The following is a 20536-nucleotide window of genomic DNA, read 5'->3' on the forward strand; positions in this document are numbered from 1 at the left end:
TATTCTCACTTTGTGCCGAGCCTAAACAAAATACGGAGCGTACTCGCGCAGCAAGATCGCGCAAGTCCGCCGCTGCCATTGCGGCGCCTCCGTGTCGCCCTCACCGCGTTCTTCGCCCTCGACGGATTCGTCTTCGCCGGCTGGGTCGTTCGCATTCCCGCCGTCAAGGAGCAGGTCGGCGCCTCGGCGGGAGCGCTCGGCCTCGCGCTGCTCGGCGTGTCGGCGGGTGCGGTCGCCACCATGATCCCCAGCGGGCGGCTGTGCCGGCGCTTCGGGGCCCGGCAGGTGACCATCGGCACCGGTGCCGTCCTGTCACTGAGCGTCGCGCTGCCTCCGTTCACCCACTCCCCCCTCGCCCTCGGTCTCGTGCTGCTCCTGCTCGGCGTGGGCTTCGGCGGCATGAACGTCGCGATGAACAGCGTCGCCGTCGACCTGGTGACCGCGCTGCGGCGCCCCATCATGCCCGGTTTCCACGCGGCGTACAGCCTCGGCGGACTCGTCGGGGCCGGCGTCGGCGGACCGCTGGCGGCACGGCTGACGCCTGCGCAGCACCTCGTCGGCGTCGCGGTGTTCGGGCTCGTGTTCACCGCGCTGCTCGGGCGGCTCCTGCTCAGGTACCCGGTCCCCCGTCCCTCGGAGCCCGCGGCCCCCTCGGCCGTCACCGGGGAGGGCGCCCACGGCACGGCGCGTCCCGGCGGCGCCCGGCGGACGGTGGCCGTCTTCGGGCTGATCGCGCTGTGCACCGCCTACGGCGAGGGCGCGCTGACCGAATGGGGTCCGCTCCACCTGCAGGAGGACCTGCACACCGGCCCGGCGCTCGCGGCCGCCGGATACGCCGCCGTCGCCCTCGCGATGACCGTCGGACGGCTCTCCGGCACCGCCCTTCTGCTGCGGTTCGGCCCGACCCGGGCGGTTGTGCTGGGCGGGCTGACGGCGTGCGCCGGGATGCTGCTGGGGGCGTTCGGCCCCGCGGCCTGGCTCGTCCTGACCGGCTTCGCGCTCACCGGGCTCGGGCTCGCCAACGTCTTCCCCGTGGCCATCGGCCGGGCCGGCGCCCTCGGCGGCCCCGGTGGTGTGGCCACCGCCTCCACCCTGGGGTACGCGGGCTTCCTGCTCGGGCCGCCCACCATCGGTTTCCTCGCCGACGCCTTCGGGCTGCCGGTCGCGCTGACCACGGTCGCCGCTCTGGCGGCGGTGGCCGCCGCGGTCGCGCACACGACCCGCAATTCGTCCCTGGCCGCCGGAGCCTGACGCGCCGCCTCGGGGCTCCCCGCGTACGGGGAGCGCCATGGCGGGCGGTTCCCCGTGGGCCGCCTGGCAGTCGGAGGGAACATGCCCGTCCCCTGAGGGCTCCGGGCCGCCGCCGCCCGGTCTGGGACCACTCGTCCTGCTCACCTTGCCGTGACGCCCGTGTCCCGGTCGCCCGTCGAGGCCATCGGCGGTCCGGTCTCGGGCCGGCCGAAGCCGCCCACGGCCGTAGAGGCCGGATGGCGTCGATGGCGGCGGCCGCTGCGCCGGCGGTCCTCGGCGCCGTGCCGCCATGTGCGCAGCGCCGGTGCGGGCCCGCCTGTCAGTGCCTGCTGCCACAATCGTTGCATGGAGACAGCCGAGTTCATCGAGGTGCTGCGACGCGACGGAGGACTGCTCGGCGACGCGGCGGAAGCGGCCGGGCTCGACACCGAGGTGCCGTCCTGCCCCGGCTGGCGCGTACGCGAACTGGTCCGCCATCAAGGGGTCGTGCACCGCTGGGCGACCCGTTTCGTCGCGGAGGGACGTCGGCGGCCGGAGCCCATCGAGGCCGAGGTCCCGGAGGGTGACGCCTCGCTGCTCCCCTGGTTCCGCGAGGGCCACCGGGCACTGGTCGCGGCCCTTGACGCGGCGCCTGCCGACCTGGACTGCTGGCACTTCCTCAAGGCCCCCTCGCCGCGGGCCTTCTGGGCGCGGCGTCAGGCGCACGAGACGGCGATCCACCGGGTGGACGCGGAACTGGCCCTGGGCCGGGCCCCGTCCCCGATGGATCCGGATTTCGCGGCCGACGGGGTCGATGAGTTGCTCGCGGGTTTTCACGTACGGCCGCGGAGCCGGGTCCGCAGCGGGACGCCCAGGACACTGCGCGTGCGCGCGACGGACACCGACGCCGCGCGGGACGACTGGCTCGCGCGCCTGTCGGCCGATCCCCTGGTCGTCGAGCGGCCCGCGCCGGGCGCGGCTGACTGCACGGTGAGCGGCACCGCCGAGGAGCTCTACCTCACCCTCTGGAACCGGGGCGCGTACGAGAAGTTGCAGGTGACGGGAGATGCCTCCGTGATCGACCTGTGGCGGCGCACCGCGGCGATCGGCTGAGTCGGCACGCCCCGCGCGGGGCGAACGCTCCAACTACCGGCGAGTAACTTCTCGTGCTAGCGTCGGCGCATGGCACGACGTTCCCTGACACCCGCCACCCTGCGTCGCGCGATCACCTGGTGGCCGCCCTACCTGTTCTCCGGCATCCGCGTCCTGCACATCGCCGACGACTGGAGTTCGGCCCGGGTCCGGCTGCGGCTCCACCGGTTCAACCGCAACTACGTGGGTACCCACTTCGGCGGGTCGCTCTTCTCGATGAGCGACCCCTTCTGGATGCTGCTGGTCATGAACCGTCTCGGGCGCGACTACCTGGTCTGGGACCGCGCGGCCGAGATCGACTTCGTCTCACCCGGCAAGGGGGACGTGTTCGCGGACTTCAAGCTGACCGAGGACCGGCTCCAGGAGATCAGGGAGCTCACCGCGGGCGGCGACAAGGCCCTGGTGTGGTTCGAGAACGACGTCGTCACCGGCGACGGAACGGTTGTGGCCAGGGTCCGCAAGCAGTTGTACGTCCGCCTGAAGCACGACTCCCGCTGAACGAAAGACCCCCGGCGTCGGCCGAGCCCTCAGGCCTGGCCGAGAATCCGTTCCAGAACGGCCCGTTGCACCGGCTTGGCCTCCTCGTGACGCGCCCGGCCGGCGTCGGTCAGCGCGACCTGCACCCCCCGCCGGTCCTCGCTGCAGATGCCCCGGCTGACGAGGCCGTCCTTCTCCAGCCTGCCGACCAGCCGGGAGAGCGCACTCTGGCTCAGGTGCACGCGGTCCGCGAGCTCCTGGACACGGTAGGTGCAGCCCCCCTCGTCGGGATTGCCCTCGGCAAGCAGGTCGAGCACCTCGAAGTCACTCGCGCCGAGCCCGTGCGGGTTCAGCTCACGGTCGAGTTCGCACGCGGTGCGCGCGTGCAGGGAGAGGACCTCCCGCCACCGCTCCACGAGCACATGCTCACTCTTCACGCCGGTCATGGCCGCAGGATAGCAGAAAATCAACACTAGATGTACGCACATTAAATGCACCTGCATGTTATGCACTTGCATGTAGTGTTCCTCGGCATGACCTCTCCGCGCACCCCCGTCCCTGGTTCCGACGGGCGCTGGAGCGCCCGGCAATGGGGCACCTTGCTGGTGCTCTGTGCCGCGCTCTTCCTCGACGCCCTGGACGTCTCGATGGTCGGCGTGGCCCTCCCGTCCATCGCGGACGACCTCGATCTGTCCACCTCGTCGTTGCAGTGGGTCGTCAGCGGCTACATCCTCGGCTACGGCGGCCTGCTGCTGCTCGGCGGCCGCGCCGCCGACCTGCTCGGCCGGCGCCGGGTCTTCCTCGTCGCGCTGGCCGTGTTCGCCGTCGCCTCCCTGTTCGGCGGGGTCGTCGACTCCGGTGAACTGCTCATCGCCAGCCGCTTCGTCAAGGGCCTGAGCGCGGCGTTCACCGCCCCGGCGGGACTGTCCATCATCACCACGACGTTCGCCGAGGGGCCGGTCCGCAACCGTGCCCTCAGCATCTACACCACCTGCGGCGCGACCGGCTTCTCCATGGGCCTGGTCCTGTCCGGCCTGCTCACCGAAGTGGGCTGGCGCTGGACGATGCTGCTGCCCGCGCCCGTCGCCGTCCTGGCGCTCGTGGCCGGCATCCAGCTGATCCCGTCGAGCCCCCGAGAGCGGCACTCCGGCCGCGGTTACGACCTGCCCGGCGCCCTGACCGGCACCGGAGCGATGCTGCTGCTGGTCTTCACCGTCGTCCAGGCCCCCGAGGCGGGCTGGAGTTCGGCCCGCACCCTGCTCTCCTTCGCCTCCGTCGCGGCGCTGCTGGCCGCCTTCGCGGTGATCGAGCACCGCAGCGGCCACCCCCTCATCCGGCTGGGCGTCCTGCGCTCCCCCCAGCAGATCCGCGCCAACCTGGGCGGCGCCGCCTTCTTCGGCTCCTACGTGGGCTTCCAGTTCCTCGTCACCCAGTACATGCAGTCACTGCTGGGCTGGTCGGCGCTGCAGACCGCGCTGGCCTTCCTGCCCGCGGGGGCGCTGGTGGCACTCGCCTCCACGCGGATCGGTCCGCTGGTGGACCGTTTCGGCACACCGCGGGTGATCGCCGCCGGATTCTCCCTGCTGTTCCTGGGCTACGTCCTCTTCCTGCGCGTCGACCTCACCCCGAACTTCGCCGCGGTGATCCTGCCGTCCATGCTGCTGCTGGGCGCCGCGTGCGCGCTGGTCTTCCCGTCGCTCAACATCCAGGCCACCAACGGCGTCCGCGACGAGGAGCAGGGCATGGTCTCCGGCCTGCTCAACACCTCCTTCCAGGTGGGCGGCGCCATCTTCCTCGCCGTCGTGACCGCGGCGATCACCGCCGGGTCCGGCGACGGGTCCCCGGCCTCCCCGCAGGCCGTGCTCGACAGCTTCCGCCCGGGGCTGGTCGTGGTCAGCGCGATCGCCCTGGCCGGACTGCTGATCACCCTCACGGGGCTGCGCCGCAGGGTGTCGTACGGATTCGTGGTCGCCTCCTCGGCCACCGCCACCCCGGTGGGCGAGGAGCGCGAGGTCGCGGTGCGGGACTGACCCGCCCGCCACCGCAGCGGCCCGCGCGAACCGTCCGTTCCCGCGGGCCGCTGCGCTTCAGCCGAGCCAACCGGGTCGTACCAGGCCGGACTCGTAGGCCAGCACGACGAGCTGGGCCCGGTCCCGAGCGCCGAGCTTCACCATCGTGCGGCTGACGTGCGTCTTGGCGGTGAGCGGGCTCACCACCAGGCGGCGGGCGATCTCCTCGTTGGACAGGCCGACCCCGACCAGCGCCATCACCTCGCGCTCCCGCTCGGTGAGCCGGCCGAGTTCCGCCGCGGCCGAGGGCTCCTTGGACCGGGCGGCGAACTCGGCGATGAGCCGCCGGGTCACGCCGGGCGACAGCAGCGCGTCGCCGTCCACCACCGCCCGTACGGCACGCACCAGTTCCTCCGGCTCGGTGTCCTTGACCAGGAAGCCCGAGGCGCCCGCCCGGATGGCCTCGAAGACGTACTCGTCGAGCTCGAACGTGGTGAGGATGACGACCTTGACCCCGGTCAACGCCGCGTCCTCGGTGATCCGGCGGGTGGCCTCCAGTCCGTCCATGACGGGCATGCGGATGTCCATCAGCACCGCGTCCGGGGTGAGGTCGCGGACCAGCCGCAGCGCCTGGGCGCCGTCGGAGGCCTCCCCCACGACCTCGATGTCGGGCTGGGCGTCCAGCAGGGCGGCGAATCCCGCCCTCACCAGGAGCTGGTCGTCGGCGAGCAGTACCCGTGTCATGGGTTCTCCTTGTCGGGGACGGACACCGTCGCGGCGCCGGCGACGAGCGGCAGACGGGCCAGGACGCGGAAGCCGCCGTCGGCGCGGGGTCCGGCCTCGACCGTGCCGCCGAGCGCCGCCGCCCGCTCGTGCATGCCGAGCAGCCCGTTGCCGCCACCGGAATCGTGCGCGTGGTCGGCGGTCGTGGTCGCGGGGCCGTCGTCGTCGACCCGCAGCTCGACCACGCCCCGGCGCCGGGTGACCCGGATGCGGGCGGTACGGGAGCCGGAGTGGCGGATGACGTTGGTCAGCGCCTCCTGGACGATGCGGAACGCCGCCAGGTCCACGCCGGGCGGCAGGGCGCCGGCGCGGACGTCTCCCGTGATGTCGACGGCCAGCCCCGCGCCCGCGGCCTGTTCAAGCAGTTCGGGCAACCGGTCCAGGCCCGGGGCGGGTGAGCGCGGGGCCTCCCCGGGGCTGCGCAGGGTGCCCAGCACCTGGCGCACCTCGCCGAGCGCCTCCTTGCTGGCGGCCTTGATGGTGGTCAGCGCCTGCCGGGCCTGCTCGGGGCGCTCGTCCATGAGGGCGAGAGCCACCCCGGCCTGCACGTTGATGACCGAGATGCTGTGGGCGAGCACGTCGTGCAGCTCGCGGGCGATGCGCAGCCGCTCCTCGTCGGCGCGGCGGCGCTCGGCCTCGGCCCGCTCCCGCCGGTCGCGGACGAACTGCTCCCTGCGCAGCCGCCACAGCTCCGCGACGGCGAGGATGGCCAGCAGCCATGCGGCGGCCCCCGACACCTGCGCCCACGAGGCGGCCTTGTCCCCGGCGGGCGGCAGCCAGCGGTACAGCCACATCGTGATGAGCAGGTACCCCGTGTACAGGACACCCGCGATGATCAGGACGGCTCTGCGGCGGCCGGCCCCGGCGGCCGTGAAGTAGGCGGCGATGATGCTCAGGAAGACCGGCCCGTACGGGTAACCGGCCGCGACGTACGCGAGCGTCACCGCCGAGACGGCGGCGGCGACCGCCAGGGGCGCGCGGTCGCGCCACAGGAGCAGGACGGGCCCGGCGAGCAGGAGCGCGTATCCGAAGTGGTCCAGGGCGACCCGGCCGGACGCGTTGTGCGAGGCGGCCGTGGTGCCGACCACCTGGACGACGGCGATGACCGACGACGAGATCCACGGATGGCGCAGGCGCTCGTCGCCTCCGTGAGCGCGTCCGGGCGCGGTGTGGCGCCACCAGGGCCCCCGGGGCGGGCCGCCTCCCCGTGCCGAGTCTTCCGTCATGCGGCCACGCTAGACCGGGGGCGGCGGGCCGGCGTCCGGTCAGCGGGGTGATCGCGTCTACTCCCCGCGGAGTACGCGCTCACGGCGGAGCCCTGCCTGGTGCGCGAGGCCCGCGACGGCCTGGTCGAAGAAGTCGTCGCGCGCCTCGACCACCTTGTTGAACTGGCCGAACACCTCGAAGCTGACCAGACCGAAGAGCTGCGCCCAGGCGGCGACGAGGGGGGGGATCGCCCGTGGCGGCAGGTCGCGGTCCAGGTCCTTGCTGAGCCGCCAGGCGTCGGCGTGGGCGGCGTCGGACAACGGCTCGTCGGGCGAGGGCACGGCGAGCGCCCCCGCGGCGTGTGCCTGCTCGGCCACGGCGAGGAGTGCGAGCGGGACCCGGGAGGCGGGTCCGATCGTGTCGAGCGGGGCGGAGTAGCCGGGCACGGGGGATCCGTAGATGAGCGCGTACTCGTGTGGATGGCCGAGGGCCCAACGGCGCACGGCCCGGCAGACCTCGCGCCAGCGCTCGACGGGCTCGTCACCGCCGGCGCGGGCCAGGGCCTCCTCGGCGGCGGCCCCCACGGCGTCGTAGGCGTCCACGATGAGGGCGGTGAGCAGCTCGTCCCGGCTCGGGAAGTAGCGGTAGAGCGCGGACGAGACCATCCCCAGCTCCCGCGCGACGGCGCGGAGCGAGAGCCTGGAGGCGCCCTCGTCGGCGAGCTGCCGGCGCGCCTCTTCCTTGATGGCCGCGGTCACTTCGTCGCGGGCCCGTTCCCTGGCCGTTCGGATGACGCTCATGGGATCAGTGTAGGCGCGAATGGAGCAACGACCAATAACGAGAGCACCGCTCTTGCCAGGGAGCGCCGGGATGTGCACACTGTTCTCAAGCGAGAGCACCGCTCACGGACCGCCTTCGGTCCACGACGCGCGCATCACGGAGGAGTCCTCATGTCCGAGCACGTCATCAAGCCCGGCTGGTTCGTGGTCAACGTCTTGAACCGCGCGGTGGCCTGGCTGACCCGCCGCGGCCTCAGTGTGTGGGGCTCCCGCGTGCTGGCCGTCCGCGGGCGCAAGAGCGGGGAGTGGCGGCGCACCCCGGTCAACCTCCTGGAGGTGAACGGGGAGCGCTACCTCGTTGCGCCCCGCGGGCACGTCCAGTGGACGCACAACATGCGGGCCGCCGGCGGGGGTCGGCTGCTGCTGGGCAAAAAGGTCGAGGAGTTCAGTGCGACGGAGGTCGGTGACGACGCCAAACCCGAGGTGCTGCGTGCCTACCTCAAGCGCTGGAAGGCCGAGGTGGGCGTGTTCTTCGGCGGTGTGGGGGCGGATTCCTCCGACGAGGAACTGCGTGCCATAGCCCACAAGCACCCGGTCTTCCGCATCACTGAACTCCGGCCCGTCAGCTGAAGCGGACCTCCACCTTCTCGAACCCCAGCGAGGTCAGCAGCCGTTCCAGCATGGCCCGGGTGTTGGTCTCCGCACGCTTGGTCAGCTCGGTGGACTTCGCCGCCTGCTGGATCTTCTTCGCGGCGAGTTGCTGGACCTGGTGTTCGTCCCCCGGATGGGAGGAGAAGAAGTCGCCGAGCCGGTCGAAGAAGCCGCGCTCCTGGGCCACCACGTACGAACGGTCAACGTCGAGCGAGGTCCGCCCGAGTTCGGCGTGGGGCAGGGTGAGGACGGCGGAGGTCCGGTCCTCGGAAACGGTGACGCCCTTCGGGCCCACGTCACCGAGGTCAACGTAGGCGTCGACGCTGCCGGCCCCCACGTAGAGCGTGCGCCTGCCGCGCACCGCGTCGGGAAGGAACTTGGCGTCCTTCTCCAGGTCGACCACGACCTGGAACTGGCCGCTCGCCCCTTCGAAGCGGTTCATGTCCTGGATGGCCTTGAGCACCACGGGACCGGTGCGGTCCTTGGTCTCCTCGGCGAAGGGGTTCGGCAGACCCGGTATCAGGTCGGCGCGCGCGACCAGGAACAGAAGTCCGCCGAGCACCACGAGCCCGGTGAGTGTACGCACCCACCACGGCAGTCTTCCGTCTACGTTCCTCAAGGGCATGACGAGGACACCTCCCACAACGTCTCTGCCCCTCAACTCCGCCTTTATGACGCCCGGGAGGGTGCCATGAGGAGGTCAACGACGGTCGAACGACTCCAGCGCGCGACGGGCCAGCGGATGAGTACGGACCAGCTCGGCGAGCGAACTGGAACCGCGGGTGATCTTAGCGAAGGCGTTCCATGCCGGGGGGAGGGTTGTGAGAGCCGCGTGCAGCAGACCCGGACGCTTCTCGAAGACGCCCAACATGCGGCGGCCGACGCCCATTTCGACGCCGAGGCCGGCTTTGACGGCGAAGGCGTAGTTCAGTGCCTGGCGACGTGCGTCCACCGCGTCGTGCGCCTCGGCGATCCGCGCCGCCCACTCCCCCGCCAGGCGGCCGGAGCGCAGCGCGAAGGAGATGCCCTCGCGGGTCCACGGCTCCAGCAGACCCGCCGCGTCTCCGCACACCAGCACACGGCCCCGCGAGAGCGGGGAGTCGTCGGCGCGGCAGCGCGTGAGGTGGCCGGAGGAGATGCTCGGCTCGAAGCCCGCCAGTCCGAGCCGGCCCACGAAGTCCTCCAGATACCGCTTGGTGGCGGCACCGTCGCCACGCGCCGAGATGACGCCGACGGTCAGGGTTTCGCCCTTGGGGAAGACCCAGCCGTAACTGCCGGGCAGCGGGCCCCAGTCGATGAGAACGCGGCCCGCCCAGTCCTCGGCGACCTCGGCGGGCACCGGGATCTCGGCCTCGAGCCCCAGGTCCACCTGGGCCATCTTGACGCCGACATGGGCGCCTATCCGGCTCGCCGAGCCGTCGGCGCCGACCACCGCGCGGGCGAGGATGGTCTCGCCGTCGTTGAGGACGACCGCGACGGTCCGCCGGTCCGGGACGGAGGTGCCGTGCTGCTCGACCCGGGAGACCGAGGCCCCGGTCCGCAGCCGCGCGCCCGCGTCGACTGCCGTGTCCACGAGCCGGGCGTCGAACTCGGGTCGGTTGATCAGCCCGAAGAGCATCTGCCGCGACCGGCGGGTCCGGCTGAGCCTGCCGTTGAGGCTGAAGGTCACCGCGTGCACCCGGTCGCGCAGCGGGAGTTCGAAGCCTGGCGGCAGCGCGTCGCGGGAGGGCCCGATGATGCCACCACCGCAGGTCTTGTAGCGCGGCAGTTCGGCCTTCTCCAGCAGGAGCACCCGGCGTCCCGCACTCGCCGCGGCGTAGGCCGCCGAGGCCCCGGCCGGCCCGGCACCCACCACGACGACGTCCCACACCTGCGTGCCGTCGGCGCCGTCCGCCGAACCGCCGTCCTGCGCCTGGTACTCGCTGCTCACGTGTGCTTCCGCTCCCGTTCGACCCGCCGACTGCCGCCGCCCCTGCTCAGCCGCATACTAATCCGCGGGGTGAGCGCGGCTGCCTGTGGCACCATCGATCACGACCACCGGTCCCCGAACATCGCGTTCGACCTGTCCCACGCACCAGGAGCGCCCATGTCCGCCGCACCTCTCGCCGCAACCGTCGCCGCACTCATGCCGCGGGCCCGGACCGAGCTGGCCGAGCTGGTGTCGTACCGCTCGGTGGCCGACCCGCGGCAGTTCCCCAGGAGCGAGTGCGAGCGGGCCGCCTCCTGGATCGCCGACGCGCTGCGCGCGGAGGGCTTCGAGGACGTCGCCCTGCTGGACACGCCGGACGGCACGCAGTCGGTGTACGGCTACCTGCCGGGCCCTGAGGGCGCGCCCACGGTGCTGCTGTACGCGCACTACGACGTGCAGCCGCCGCTGGACGAGGCCGGCTGGCTGTCGCCGCCGTTCGAGCTCACCGAGCGCGACGGCCGCTGGTACGGTCGCGGCGCGGCCGACTGCAAGGGCGGCCTGATCATGCACCTCACCGCGCTGCGCGCGCTGCGTGAGAACGGCGGGGTCCCGGTCGGCGTGAAAATCATCGCCGAGGGCTCGGAGGAGCAGAGCACCGGCGGCCTGGAGCGCTACGCGGAGGAGCACCCGGAGCTGCTGGCCGCCGACGCCATCGTCATCGGCGACTCCGGCAACTTCCGCGTCGGCCTGCCGACCGTCACGGCGACCCTGCGCGGCATGGCGCTGGTGGACGTCAAGGTCACCACCCTGGAGGGCAATCTGCACTCCGGCCAGTTCGGCGGCGCCGCGCCGGACGCGCTGGCCGCTCTGGTCCGCATCCTGCACACACTCCACGACGACTCCGGCGCCTCCGCTGTGACGGGCCTCACCGCCGACGCCGCCTGGGACGGGCTCCAGTACGCAGAGGAGACCTTCCGCTCCGACGCCAAGGTGCTCGACGGTGTGAACCTGATGGGCTCCGGCACGGTAGCGGACCGCCTCTGGGCCCGCCCGTCGGTCACCGTCATAGGCATCGACGCGCCTCCCGTGGTCGGCGCCACTCCGTCCGTCCAGGCCACCGCGGGCGCCAAGGTCAGCCTTCGGGTCCCGCCGGGCGTGGACGCGCAGCAGGCGGCCAAGCTGCTGATCGCCCACCTGGAGGCGGCCGCCCCCTGGGGCGCCCGCGTGGAGGTCACCCAGGTCGGCAGCGGCCAGCCGTTCCGCGCGGACACCTCCAGCCCGGCGTACGCCTCGATGGCGGAGGCCATGCGCGCCGCGTACGGCACCGAGATGGAGATCGCCGGCATGGGCGGCTCCATCCCGCTCTGCAACACCCTGGCGACGCTCTACCCCGAGTCGGAGATCCTGCTGATCGGCCTGAGCGAGCCGGAGGCGCAGATCCATGCGGTGAACGAGAGTGTCTCCCCCGAGGAGCTGGAGAGGCTCTCGCTCACCGAGGCGCTCTTCCTGCAGAAGTACGCCGCCAAGGCGGTCTGAGCCCGGCGGACGGCCGGGACGCGCCAGTCGCCTCTCGGCCGCCCGCCTCTCAGCCGCCCACCGGCACCCCGGCCTCCAGGTTGAGCACGGTGGCCCGCTCGCGCGCCCGCAGCGCCCAGCGCAGCCGGGTGTGCCGGACGGGCGGCAGCATGGAGGCGGCCTCGTCCTCCGTGGCGAAACGCCAGCCCCGCAGCTCGGCGCCGGGCAGCAGCAGGCGCTCGGCGTCGGCGGCGGGCAGCAGCCCGCCGTCGAAGAGCAGCCGCAGACCGCCGTATCCCGGCGGCAGCGGCGGTTCCCAGTCGACGACCAGGAGCCGGGGCACCGCCGGGAGCCGTAGGCCGAGTTCCTCGGCGACCTCCCGCATGCCGGCCCGCGCGGGCGGCTCACCGGGCTCGACTACCCCGCCGGGGAACTCCCAGCCGGGCTTGTAGGTCGGGTCGACCAGCAGCACCCGGTCGTCCTCGTCGAAGAGCAGCACGCCCGCGGCGAGGGTCTCGGCGGTGGGCTCCGGGGTCTGCACGATGTCGCAAGCGCCGGCCCCCTCCCGTATCGCCTCGGCGATCCGCTCGGCGGTCGTACGGGGGGCGAGCCCCGCGGTGTCGACGACATGGGCGTCCGCCGTGAGCCAGGGCAGTGCCTCCTGGTAGGCGGGCAGGTGGTCCAGGCACCAGTCGCGGACCCCCGCACTGGCCTCGGCGTCGCCCGGTATCTCGGCGCGCTGGTCGATCCGCTCGCGCAGAACCGTTTCCTCAGCGTGCAGCAGCACATGCCGCACAGTGATCCGGCGGGCCGCGAGCCCGCCGAAGATCTCGTCCCGGTACTCCTGCCGCAGCAGGGTCATCGGCACCACCAGAGGTCCTCCGCCGACCTCGGCGAGCAGCGCGGCGGCGGTGTCGACGACCAGCCGCCGCCACGCGGGCAGTTCCTGGTAGTCGCAGACCTCGCCCAGCCGCTTCTCCGGAAGCATCAGCCGCAGCCCGCTGCCGATGAGTTCCGGATCGTAGAGCACGCTGCCCGGCAGCAGTTCGAGCAGTTCGCGTGCCGCAGTGGTCTTCCCCGCGCCGAACGTGCCGTTGAGCCAGACGATCACGGTGCCCCCTCTTCCGTAGCCTGGTAGCCCCCTACGAATTGCCCGGATCATCGGCGTCGGCAAACGCGCAGACCCGGCCATCGGCGCATACCGGTGGCTTCGGCACCCCTGAAGACGGTGGTCGGCCCTTGCTGGCCCCCAGGGTCGGTCCGGCGGTGAACTGCCGCCGCAGCAGCATGAACACCAGGACGGGCGGCAGCGCCACCAGCACCGAGCCGGCCGCCCACAGGTTGTAATCGGTGAAAAACAGGCCCCGCAGGTTGGTCAGGGCTGAGGTCACCGGCGGTTTGTCGCCGTCGGGGATGAAGACCAGGGCCCACAGGAAGTCGTTGCGCTTCCAGGTGAACTGCAGCGTGGCCAGAGCCGCGAGGGCCGGCCGGCACAGCGGGGGCGTGATCCGGCCCCGTCACGGGCCTCGCGCACCAGGCAGGGCCTCGCCCTGAGCGTGTGCCCGCGGAAAAGTGGGAGCACCACGCCGCAACCGGACCGCAAACGGGGGAGGCTCCCCCTGCGGGAGCCCTTAGGCGCCGGTCGCGAAGGCCTCCAGGCGCAGCGCCTGCGCCGCGGCCGCTGCCGCGCCGACCAGGCCCGCGTCCGTGCCGAGCACGGCGGGAACGACCTTCACCCCGGACGCGAACGACAACGTGGCGTACCGGCGCATATGCGTGCGGAGGGGCTCGAAGAGCAGCGGGCCCGCGCCCGCGACACCGCCACCGATCACCGCCACGTCGATCTCCACCAGGGTGGCCGTCGCGGCGATGCCCGCGGCCAGCGCCTGCGCCGCGCGGTCGTACGAGGCGAGGGCGAGGGCGTCGCCTTCTCGGGCCGCCCGGGCGACGGCGGCGGCGTCGGACTCCTCGCCGTGAGCCGGACGCCAGCCGGACTCCAGGGCGCGCCGGACGATGTTCGGCCCGCTGGCAAGGCGCTCGACGCAGCCACGGCTGCCGCAGGGGCACACGTCCCCGTCGAGGTCGACGCTGATGTGGCCGATGTGCCCCGCGTTGCCGGTCGGCCCGGGGTGCAGCTTGCCGCCGAGGACGAGACCGCCGCCGACCCCGGTCGACACCACCATGCACAGCGCGTTGTCGTGCCCGCGGGCGGCGCCCTGCCAGTGCTCCGCCGCGGTGATCGCGATGCCGTCACCGGTGAGCACCACCGGCAGCCCGCCGACCCGCTCGCCGACCTCGGCGACCACCGGGAAATCGCGCCAGCCGGCGATGTTGACCGGGCTCACCGTGCCGCGCGAGGCGTCGATCGGACCGGCGCTGCCGATGCCCACCGCGACGACCCTGGGCCAGCCCGCGGACTCCCGCAGCCCGGCCAGCACCTTCGCGAGCGATCCCATCACCGTCGCCGCGTCCCGGTCGGCGGGCGTCGGGCGCTGCACGCGCACGAGCAACTCGCCGCGGGCGTCCACCAGGGCGCCCGCGATCTTGGTGCCGCCGATGTCCACGGCGGCGATCAGCGGACCCGCGCCGGCGGCACCCGACGGCGGGACGATGGACTCGGCAGAGCTCTCGAACGGCATGGGCGTAGTGTCGCCCTTTGTTGACAACGTTGTCCAGCCCATAGGATCACGCCGTGACCGATATTCCGCGCACCGCCCGCCCCACCATGAAGGATGTCGCGGCCCGGGCCGGTGTCGGCCTGAAGACGGTATCGCGTGTCGTCAACGAGGAACCGGGCGTCACCGAGGACACGATCTCGCGTGTCCAGGCGGCCATCGACGCCCTCGGATTCCGCCGCAACGACAGCGCGCGGCTGCTCCGCAAGGGCCGTACGGCGAGCATCGGGCTGGTCCTGGAGGACCTCGCCGACCCCTTCTACTCCCCGCTCAGCCGTGCCGTCGAGGACCTGGCCCGCGCGCACTCGACGCTGCTGTTCACCGGATCGAGTGCCGAGGACGCCGACCGCGAGCAGGAACTCGTGCTCGCCTTCTGCGCCCGGCGTGTCGACGGGCTGGTCATCGTGCCCGCCAGCGAGGACCACCGCTACCTCGAACCGGAGATCGCGGCCGGCGTCGCCACCGTCTTCGTCGACCGCCCCGCGGGCGGCATCGACGCGGACGTGGTCCTCAGCGACAACGCCGGGGGCACCCGCGAGGGCGTCGCCCACCTCATCGCCCACGGGCACCGGCGCATCGGCTTCATCGGCGACCTTCCTCGCATCCACACCGCGGCCGAGCGTCTGCGGGGCTACCGGGAGGCGATGGACGCCGCCGGGCTGCCCGTGCACGAGGGCTGGGTCTCCTGCGGGCCCACGGCCCCGGGCCGCGTGCGCGCCGCCGTGGAGTCCATGCTGAGCGGCCCGGAGCCGGTCACCGCCCTGTTCGCCGGCAACAACCGGATCACCGTGACCGCGGTCCGGGTCCTCGCCGACCGGCCCAGCGTGGTCGCCCTCGTCGGCTTCGACGACTTCGAGCTCGCCGACCTGCTGCGTCCCGCGGTCACCGTCGTCGCCCAGGACCCGGGACAGCTCGGCCGCACCGCCGCCGGACTGCTCTTCCAGCGGCTCGACGGCGTCGCGGGCGCCCCCAAGCGGGTCGAGCTCGCCTGCCGGCTGATCCCGCGCGGTTCGGGCGAGCTTCCGCCCGTGCCGTAGCGGCGACGAGGGGATCAGGACGGCTGCTCTCCGACCGGGTCGCGGCGGCCCTGGTCGACGTGCCGTTCCTCTGCCACTACCGGCGGGCCGCGGAGAGCCACCGAGGGGCCGTACCCGGAGCTCGCCCAGTACCTCGGCGTGCACCGGCGCATCGACCCCGAACGGCTCTTCGGCACCCTCGACTACTTCGACGGCGTCCACTTCGCCCCACGCGCCACCGCACCGGCGCCGTTCAGCGTGGGCCTGATGGACCCCGCCTGCCCGCCCTCGACGGTGTTCGCGGCGTACAACCGCTACGCGGGGCCCAGGGACATCACGGTGCGGCGATTCGCGGACCACGGCGGACGCGGCTCCCAGCCGTACGAGCGGATGCTGTGGCTGCGCGGCCTCGGCCTCGCCCCGGCGGTCGGCCGGTAGCCGGCGCTCCCCCCGGCGGCTCGCTCAGGCGCAGGACGGGCACAGGCCGCGGTAGGTGACCTCGGCCTCGGAGACCGTGAAACCGAACCGCTCCTCGGCCGGGAGGTCGGCCAGCGGGTCGCCGGCAGGGTGGACGTCGCGGACGGTGCCGCAGCCCGAGCACACCAGGTGCTGGTGCGGACGGTGGGCGTTGGGGTCGTAGCGCTTGGCGCGGCCGTCGGTGGAGACCTCCATGACCTCGCCGAGGGAGACCAGCTCGCCCAGGGTGTTGTAGACCGTCGCCCGGGAGATCTCGGGCAGCAGCCGCGCCGCGCGGGCGTGCACTTCGTCGGCCGTGAGGTGCACGTGGTCGCCGTCGAGGACCTCCGCGACGACACGCCGCTGGGACGTCATGCGCCAGCCGCGCCCGCGCAGTCGCTCCAGCAGGTCGCTCATGTCTGCTCACCCATTCAGCTCGGTGGACGTCCGGAACTCACCCCGTGGACGCGTCCGGGTTCTGATCGCCTATGGAATTGACGCTCTTCTTGACTTGGACTGCGTCCATCGTAGGATCGGTTCCGGCGCCAGCCAAGGGACAGGAAGACCCCAGTACGGCAGAAGAGAGAGACGTGACGGGACCACCGCCGAGCAGCCGCGCGGTGCCGCCTGGTGACAGCGGGCATCCGCGTCGCACTGCCGCTGCCGGTCCGGGACCCTCTCTCCCTGTCATGCCGCCGGTGAGGCCCCGGTGCGCTCACCGCGGCGGCCCCCCGCCCGAACGCCTCCGACGGCCCGCAGCCCTGAGCACCGTGATCCGCCAGGTCCGGAAGGATTCCCATGTCTGAGAACCATGAAGCAATCGTCACAGACGCCAAGACGGAGGGTGTGGGCGGTTGCCCCGTCGCGCACGGGCGCGCTCCTCACCCGACCCAGGGCGGCGGAAACCGGCAGTGGTGGCCGGAGCGGCTGAACCTGAAGATCCTCGCCAAGAACCCGGCGGTGGCGAACCCGCTCGGTGGGGACTTCGACTACGCCGAGGCGTTCAAGGCGCTCGACCTCACGGCCGTGAAGAAGGACATCCTGGAGGTCCTGACGACCTCCCAGGACTGGTGGCCGGCGGACTTCGGCCACTACGGCCCGTTCATGATCCGCATGGCCTGGCACAGCGCCGGCACGTACCGCATCAGCGACGGCCGCGGCGGCGCCGGCGCCGGCCAGCAGCGCTTCGCCCCGCTCAACAGCTGGCCGGACAACGGCAACCTCGACAAGGCCCGCCGTCTGCTGTGGCCGGTGAAGAAGAAGTACGGCCAGAGCATCTCGTGGGCCGACCTCATGATCCTCACCGGCAACGTCGCGCTGGAGTCGATGGGCTTCAAGACCTTCGGCTTCGCCGGCGGCCGCGAGGACGTCTGGGAGCCGGAGGAGGACGTCTACTGGGGCCCCGAGTCCACCTGGCTCGGCGACCAGCGCTACACCGGCGACCGCCAGCTGGAGAGCCCGCTCGGCGCCGTCCAGATGGGTCTGATCTACGTCAACCCGGAGGGCCCCAACGGCAACCCGGACCCCATCGCCGCCGCGCGCGACATCCGTGAGACCTTCCGCCGGATGGCGATGAACGACGAGGAGACCGTCGCCCTCATCGCCGGCGGCCACACCTTCGGCAAGACCCACGGCGCCGGCCCGGCGGACAACGTCGGTCCGGCCCCCGAGGCCGCCTCGATGGAGGAGCAGGGCCTCGGCTGGCGGAACAGCTACGGCACCGGCAAGGGCGCCGACGCGATCACCAGCGGTCTCGAGGTCACCTGGACCAGCACCCCGACCCGCTGGGGCATGGGCTTCTTCGAGAACCTCTTCCGCTACGAGTGGGAGCTCACGACCAGCCCCGCCGGCGCCAACCAGTGGGTGGCGAAGGACGGTGCCGGCGCGGGCACCATCCCCGACGCGCACGACTCCTCCAAGAGCCAGGCACCGACGATGCTGACCACGGACCTCTCACTCCGGTTCGACCCGGTCTACGAGCAGATCTCGCGGCGCTTCCTGGAGAACCCGGACGAGTTCGCGGACGCCTTCGCCCGCGCGTGGTTCAAGCTGACCCACCGCGATATGGGCCCGGTCGTGCGCTACCTCGGGCCCGAGGTCCCGTCCGAGACCCTGCTGTGGCAGGACCCGCTGCCCGAGCGGACGCACGAGGTGGTCGACGCCGCCGACGTCGCCGCCCTGAAGGAGCAGGTCCTCGCCTCCGGCCTGACCGTGCCGCAGCTGGTGTCCACCGCGTGGGCGTCGGCCTCGTCCTTCCGCGGCAGCGACAAGCGCGGCGGCGCCAACGGCGCCCGTCTGCGCCTGGAGCCGCAGCGCGGCTGGGAGGTCAACGAGCCCGACCAGCTCGCCGTGGTGCTGCGCACCCTGGAGGGCATCCAGGAGTCCTTCAACGCGGCCCAGTCCGGCGGCAAGCGGATCTCGCTGGCCGACCTCATCGTGCTGGCCGGTTCCGCCGCCGTCGAGAAGGCCGCCGCGGACGGCGGTCACCCCGTCGAGGTGCCGTTCACGCCGGGTCGTGTGGACGCCGCGCAGGACCAGACGGACGTGGAGTCCTTCGCCGCGCTCGAGCCGGCCGCCGACGGGTTCCGCAACTACCTGGGCAAGGGCAACCGCCTGCCGGCCGAGTACCTGCTGCTCGACCGGGCGAACCTGCTGACCCTCAGCGCTCCCGAGATGACGGTGCTGGTCGGCGGTCTGCGCGTCCTGAGCGCCAACCACAAGCAGTCCTCGCACGGCGTCTTCACCGCGACCCCCGGGGCGCTGACCAACGACTTCTTCGTCAACCTGCTCGACCTGGGCACGTCGTGGAAGGCGACCTCCGAGGACCAGTCCACCTTCGAGGGCCGTGACAACGCCACGGGCGAGGTCAAGTGGACCGGCACCCGTGCCGACCTGGTCTTCGGCTCCAACTCCGAGCTGCGCGCGCTCGCGGAGGTCTACGCGAGCGATGACGCGAAGGCGAAGTTCGTCAACGACTTCGTCGCGGCGTGGGCGAAGGTCATGGACCTCGACCGGTTCGACCTCGTCTGACCGGTTCCCTGGGACGTCCGGGCCGGCCCCCTCGCGGGCCGGCCCGGACGTCTTCGTGTGCGGGCCCTCAGATGCCGCGGGACCGGCCCGCGAGGGCGTCGAGGTCGGCGCGGGTCAGCCCGGTCGCGGCGGCGACCTCGGCGAAGTCCACGGCGCCGCAGTCGAGTCCGCGCAGCAGGTAGCCGCTCAGGGCCCGGGCGGTGGCGGGCTCGTCCATGACGTCCCCGCCGGCCCTGGCGACGTACGCCGCCAACCGGGCCGCCGCCGCGTCCAGGCCCTCCCGGTAGAAGGCGTAGACCGCGGCGTAGCGCGTGGGCAGATGGGCGGGGTGCATGTCCCAGCCCTGGTAGTACGCACGGGCCAGCGAGCGCCGGACCAGGCCGTAGTGGTGCCGCCAGGCCTCGTGGACCTGGGCGCCGGGGCCGACGGGCAGCACATTGGTGGAGCCGTCGGACAGCCGCACGCCCGTGCCGGCGGCCGCCACCTGCATGACGGCCTTGGCGTGGTCGGCCACCGGGTGGTCCATGGACTGGTACGCCGCGCTGACCCCGCACGCGGCGCTGTAGTCGAAGGTCCCGTAGTGCAGCCCCGTGACGCGGCCCTCGGCGGCGTCGATCAGCCGGGCCACCGTGGCCGTGCCGTCGGGCCCGAGGATGGACTGGGTGGTCTCGATCTGGATCTCGAACCCGAGGCGTCCGGCCTGGAGTCCGCGTGCCTTCTCGAACTCTTCGGCGAGCCGGACGAACGCCGTCACCTGCTGGGGGAAGGTGACCTTGGGCAGGGTCAGCACCAGGCCGCCGGGCAGCCCTCCGGCCTCCATCAGGCCGGTGAGGAAGATGTCGAGGGTGCGGATGCCGCGGTCGCGCACGGCGGCCTCCATGCACTTCATGCGGATGCCGAAGTACGGGGGCGCGGTCCCGTCCGTGACGGCGGCGGCGACGAGCCGGGCGGCGCGGGCGGCCGCCGCGTCCTCCTCGGCGTCGGGCCGGAGGCCGTAACCGTCCTCGAAGTCGATCCGCAGGTCCTCGACCGGTTCGTGCCGCAGCTTGGCGCGTACGCGGTCGTGGACGGGCGCGGCGAGCGCGGGCGGCAGGCCCAGCACGCCGGCGAGCCGCTCCGCGTCGGGGGCGTGCTCGTCCAGGGCGGCCAGGGCGCGGTCGCCCCAGGTGCGCACGGTGTCGGCGGCGAAGGCGTCGGCAGGGACGTAGACGGTGTGAACGGGCTGCCGGGTACCGGGTTCGCCCGGATAGCGCCGGACGAGTTCGGCGTCGACGGCGGCGAGCGTGGCCCCGAGGCCCCGCCGGACCGCGTCGCCGAGCGATGTGCGGACCGTCTCGTTCTGCGCCATCCGGCACCCTCCCCCTCTTCAACAAATCGTTGAAGTGAAGCTAGCCGTCCCTCCGTCGCACCGTCAACGACCCCGGGGACGCCGGGAGCCCCGTGGTGCCGTCGGGGGCGTCACGGGGCTCCGGTGTGCTGCCGGGGTCAGCCCTTGCGGGCGGTGACCGCCTCGGTCAGCTGCGGCACCACGGCGAAAAGGTCACCGACCACGCCGTAATCGGCCAACTCGAAGATCGGCGCCTCCGGGTCCTTGTTGACCGCCACGATCGTCTTCGACGTCTGCATACCCGCCCGGTGCTGAATCGCA

At 72.7% G+C, this 20536-nt stretch carries 19 protein-coding genes and 2 pseudogenes; 9 read left to right on the forward strand and 12 right to left on the reverse strand.

What is annotated here, in order from left to right:
- Positions 1 to 12 precede the first annotated feature (12 nt).
- The 3 genes from ACRWNP_RS29390 to ACRWNP_RS29400 all read left to right on the forward strand — a co-directional run bounded on the left by ACRWNP_RS29390 (position 13) and on the right by ACRWNP_RS29400 (position 2880).
- Positions 13 to 1251 (forward strand): MFS transporter, encoded by a 1239-nt coding sequence (locus tag ACRWNP_RS29390; RefSeq protein ID WP_431966636.1) that lies wholly within the window; start codon positions 13 to 15, stop codon positions 1249 to 1251.
- Between the two features lie 345 nt (positions 1252 to 1596).
- Complete coding sequence (locus ACRWNP_RS29395; RefSeq protein ID WP_431966638.1) at positions 1597 to 2343, forward strand: maleylpyruvate isomerase family mycothiol-dependent enzyme; 747 nt, start codon at positions 1597 to 1599, stop codon at positions 2341 to 2343.
- Between the two features lie 69 nt (positions 2344 to 2412).
- Positions 2413 to 2880, forward strand: coding sequence for a DUF4442 domain-containing protein (locus tag ACRWNP_RS29400; protein ID WP_431966640.1), 468 nt, complete (start codon positions 2413 to 2415; stop codon positions 2878 to 2880).
- A gap of 29 nt (positions 2881 to 2909) precedes the next feature.
- Here the strand turns inward: ACRWNP_RS29400 and ACRWNP_RS29405 are convergent, their stop codons facing one another.
- The gene (locus tag ACRWNP_RS29405) at positions 2910 to 3305 is read right to left on the reverse strand and encodes a MarR family winged helix-turn-helix transcriptional regulator (RefSeq protein ID WP_431966642.1); all 396 of its coding nucleotides are present in this window, start codon (positions 3303 to 3305) and stop codon (positions 2910 to 2912) included.
- Between the two features lie 87 nt (positions 3306 to 3392).
- On the opposite strand from ACRWNP_RS29405, the gene ACRWNP_RS29410 reads away from it, so the two are divergent.
- Complete coding sequence (locus ACRWNP_RS29410) at positions 3393 to 4889, forward strand: MFS transporter (RefSeq protein WP_431966644.1); 1497 nt, start codon at positions 3393 to 3395, stop codon at positions 4887 to 4889.
- Positions 4890 to 4946: 57 nt separating this feature from the next.
- Here ACRWNP_RS29410 and ACRWNP_RS29415 read toward each other — a convergent pair whose 3' ends face one another.
- The 3 genes from ACRWNP_RS29415 to ACRWNP_RS29425 are packed head-to-tail and all read right to left on the reverse strand — an operon-like array spanning position 4947 to position 7657.
- On the reverse strand, positions 4947 to 5612 hold the full coding sequence (locus ACRWNP_RS29415) for a response regulator (RefSeq protein WP_431966646.1): 666 nt from the start codon (positions 5610 to 5612) through the stop codon (positions 4947 to 4949).
- Entirely contained in the window at positions 5609 to 6877 is a 1269-nt protein-coding gene (locus ACRWNP_RS29420; protein WP_431966648.1) for a sensor histidine kinase, read from the reverse strand. The genes ACRWNP_RS29415 and ACRWNP_RS29420 overlap by 4 nt, the downstream gene beginning before the upstream one ends.
- 57 nt (positions 6878 to 6934) lie before the next feature.
- Positions 6935 to 7657, reverse strand: coding sequence for a TetR/AcrR family transcriptional regulator (locus ACRWNP_RS29425; protein WP_431966650.1), 723 nt, complete (start codon positions 7655 to 7657; stop codon positions 6935 to 6937).
- A gap of 150 nt (positions 7658 to 7807) precedes the next feature.
- On the opposite strand from ACRWNP_RS29425, the gene ACRWNP_RS29430 reads away from it, so the two are divergent.
- A complete protein-coding gene (locus tag ACRWNP_RS29430; RefSeq protein WP_431966652.1) occupies positions 7808 to 8266 on the forward strand; it encodes a nitroreductase family deazaflavin-dependent oxidoreductase in 459 nt (152 codons plus the stop codon).
- Here the strand turns inward: ACRWNP_RS29430 and ACRWNP_RS29435 are convergent.
- Positions 8259 to 8873 carry a DUF4230 domain-containing protein gene (locus tag ACRWNP_RS29435; protein ID WP_431966654.1) on the reverse strand — a complete coding sequence of 205 codons (615 nt, stop codon included), beginning with the start codon at positions 8871 to 8873 and terminating at the stop codon, positions 8259 to 8261. The genes ACRWNP_RS29430 and ACRWNP_RS29435 overlap by 8 nt on opposite strands.
- Positions 8874 to 8987: 114 nt before the next feature.
- Positions 8988 to 10217, reverse strand: a complete 1230-nt coding sequence (locus ACRWNP_RS29440) for a geranylgeranyl reductase family protein (RefSeq protein ID WP_431966656.1) — start codon at positions 10215 to 10217, stop codon at positions 8988 to 8990.
- A gap of 156 nt (positions 10218 to 10373) precedes the next feature.
- On the opposite strand from ACRWNP_RS29440, the gene ACRWNP_RS29445 reads away from it, so the two are divergent.
- Complete coding sequence (locus ACRWNP_RS29445) at positions 10374 to 11732, forward strand: dipeptidase (RefSeq protein ID WP_431966657.1); 1359 nt, start codon at positions 10374 to 10376, stop codon at positions 11730 to 11732.
- A gap of 49 nt (positions 11733 to 11781) precedes the next feature.
- Here the strand turns inward: ACRWNP_RS29445 and ACRWNP_RS29450 are convergent, their stop codons facing one another.
- The 3 genes and pseudogenes from ACRWNP_RS29450 to ACRWNP_RS29460 all read right to left on the reverse strand — a co-directional run bounded on the left by ACRWNP_RS29450 (position 11782) and on the right by ACRWNP_RS29460 (position 14350).
- Positions 11782 to 12822 (reverse strand): NUDIX hydrolase, encoded by a 1041-nt coding sequence (locus tag ACRWNP_RS29450; RefSeq protein ID WP_431966659.1) that lies wholly within the window; start codon positions 12820 to 12822, stop codon positions 11782 to 11784.
- 124 nt (positions 12823 to 12946) lie between these two features.
- Positions 12947 to 13222: pseudogene (locus tag ACRWNP_RS29455) on the reverse strand (carbohydrate ABC transporter permease); the annotation flags it as partial.
- Between the two features lie 120 nt (positions 13223 to 13342).
- Complete coding sequence (locus ACRWNP_RS29460; RefSeq protein WP_431966661.1) at positions 13343 to 14350, reverse strand: ROK family protein; 1008 nt, start codon at positions 14348 to 14350, stop codon at positions 13343 to 13345.
- A gap of 86 nt (positions 14351 to 14436) precedes the next feature.
- Here ACRWNP_RS29460 and ACRWNP_RS29465 point away from each other — a divergent pair, with 86 nt between their 5' ends.
- Both ACRWNP_RS29465 and ACRWNP_RS29470 read left to right on the forward strand, forming a co-directional pair.
- The gene (locus ACRWNP_RS29465) at positions 14437 to 15423 is read left to right on the forward strand and encodes a LacI family DNA-binding transcriptional regulator (protein ID WP_431966673.1); all 987 of its coding nucleotides are present in this window, start codon (positions 14437 to 14439) and stop codon (positions 15421 to 15423) included.
- A 138-nt stretch (positions 15424 to 15561) separates the two neighbouring features.
- Positions 15562 to 15840: an acetylxylan esterase gene (locus ACRWNP_RS29470; RefSeq protein WP_431966663.1), complete on the forward strand. Its 279-nt coding sequence runs from the start codon at positions 15562 to 15564 to the stop codon at positions 15838 to 15840.
- Between the two features lie 24 nt (positions 15841 to 15864).
- Here the strand turns inward: ACRWNP_RS29470 and ACRWNP_RS29475 are convergent, their stop codons facing one another.
- Positions 15865 to 16275, reverse strand: a complete 411-nt coding sequence (locus tag ACRWNP_RS29475; protein WP_431966665.1) for a Fur family transcriptional regulator — start codon at positions 16273 to 16275, stop codon at positions 15865 to 15867.
- A gap of 381 nt (positions 16276 to 16656) precedes the next feature.
- On the opposite strand from ACRWNP_RS29475, the gene katG reads away from it, so the two are divergent.
- Entirely contained in the window at positions 16657 to 18888 is a 2232-nt protein-coding gene (gene katG, locus ACRWNP_RS29480; protein ID WP_431966667.1) for a catalase/peroxidase HPI, read from the forward strand.
- A gap of 67 nt (positions 18889 to 18955) precedes the next feature.
- On the opposite strand, the gene ACRWNP_RS29485 is transcribed toward katG, so the two are convergent.
- Both ACRWNP_RS29485 and ACRWNP_RS29490 read right to left on the reverse strand, forming a co-directional pair.
- Positions 18956 to 20236 carry a DUF6986 family protein gene (locus ACRWNP_RS29485; RefSeq protein WP_431966669.1) on the reverse strand — a complete coding sequence of 427 codons (1281 nt, stop codon included), beginning with the start codon at positions 20234 to 20236 and terminating at the stop codon, positions 18956 to 18958.
- 137 nt (positions 20237 to 20373) lie between these two features.
- Positions 20374 to 20536: pseudogene (locus ACRWNP_RS29490) on the reverse strand (electron transfer flavoprotein subunit alpha/FixB family protein); the annotation flags it as partial.

The organism is Actinacidiphila sp. bgisy160, assembly GCF_965342435.1.
Taxonomy (GTDB): domain Bacteria; phylum Actinomycetota; class Actinomycetes; order Streptomycetales; family Streptomycetaceae; genus Actinacidiphila.

What these genes read in the sequence shown, in the direction of transcription:
- ACRWNP_RS29410 (WP_431966644.1), top strand. Translation starts at nt 3,393, where the DNA reads ATGACCTCTCCGCGCACCCCCGTCCCTGGTTCCGACGGGCGCTGGAGC.
- ACRWNP_RS29415 (WP_431966646.1), bottom strand. Translation starts at nt 5,612, where the DNA reads ATGACACGGGTACTGCTCGCCGACGACCAGCTCCTGGTGAGGGCGGGA.
- ACRWNP_RS29430 (WP_431966652.1), top strand. Translation starts at nt 7,808, where the DNA reads ATGTCCGAGCACGTCATCAAGCCCGGCTGGTTCGTGGTCAACGTCTTG.
- ACRWNP_RS29475 (WP_431966665.1), bottom strand. Translation starts at nt 16,275, where the DNA reads ATGAGCGACCTGCTGGAGCGACTGCGCGGGCGCGGCTGGCGCATGACG.
- ACRWNP_RS29395 (WP_431966638.1), top strand. Translation starts at nt 1,597, where the DNA reads ATGGAGACAGCCGAGTTCATCGAGGTGCTGCGACGCGACGGAGGACTG.
- ACRWNP_RS29460 (WP_431966661.1), bottom strand. Translation starts at nt 14,350, where the DNA reads ATGCCGTTCGAGAGCTCTGCCGAGTCCATCGTCCCGCCGTCGGGTGCC.
- ACRWNP_RS29465 (WP_431966673.1), top strand. Translation starts at nt 14,437, where the DNA reads ATGAAGGATGTCGCGGCCCGGGCCGGTGTCGGCCTGAAGACGGTATCG.
- katG (WP_431966667.1), top strand. Translation starts at nt 16,657, where the DNA reads ATGTCTGAGAACCATGAAGCAATCGTCACAGACGCCAAGACGGAGGGT.
- ACRWNP_RS29445 (WP_431966657.1), top strand. Translation starts at nt 10,374, where the DNA reads ATGTCCGCCGCACCTCTCGCCGCAACCGTCGCCGCACTCATGCCGCGG.
- ACRWNP_RS29420 (WP_431966648.1), bottom strand. Translation starts at nt 6,877, where the DNA reads ATGACGGAAGACTCGGCACGGGGAGGCGGCCCGCCCCGGGGGCCCTGG.
- ACRWNP_RS29485 (WP_431966669.1), bottom strand. Translation starts at nt 20,236, where the DNA reads ATGGCGCAGAACGAGACGGTCCGCACATCGCTCGGCGACGCGGTCCGG.
- ACRWNP_RS29405 (WP_431966642.1), bottom strand. Translation starts at nt 3,305, where the DNA reads ATGACCGGCGTGAAGAGTGAGCATGTGCTCGTGGAGCGGTGGCGGGAG.
- ACRWNP_RS29425 (WP_431966650.1), bottom strand. Translation starts at nt 7,657, where the DNA reads ATGAGCGTCATCCGAACGGCCAGGGAACGGGCCCGCGACGAAGTGACC.
- ACRWNP_RS29400 (WP_431966640.1), top strand. Translation starts at nt 2,413, where the DNA reads ATGGCACGACGTTCCCTGACACCCGCCACCCTGCGTCGCGCGATCACC.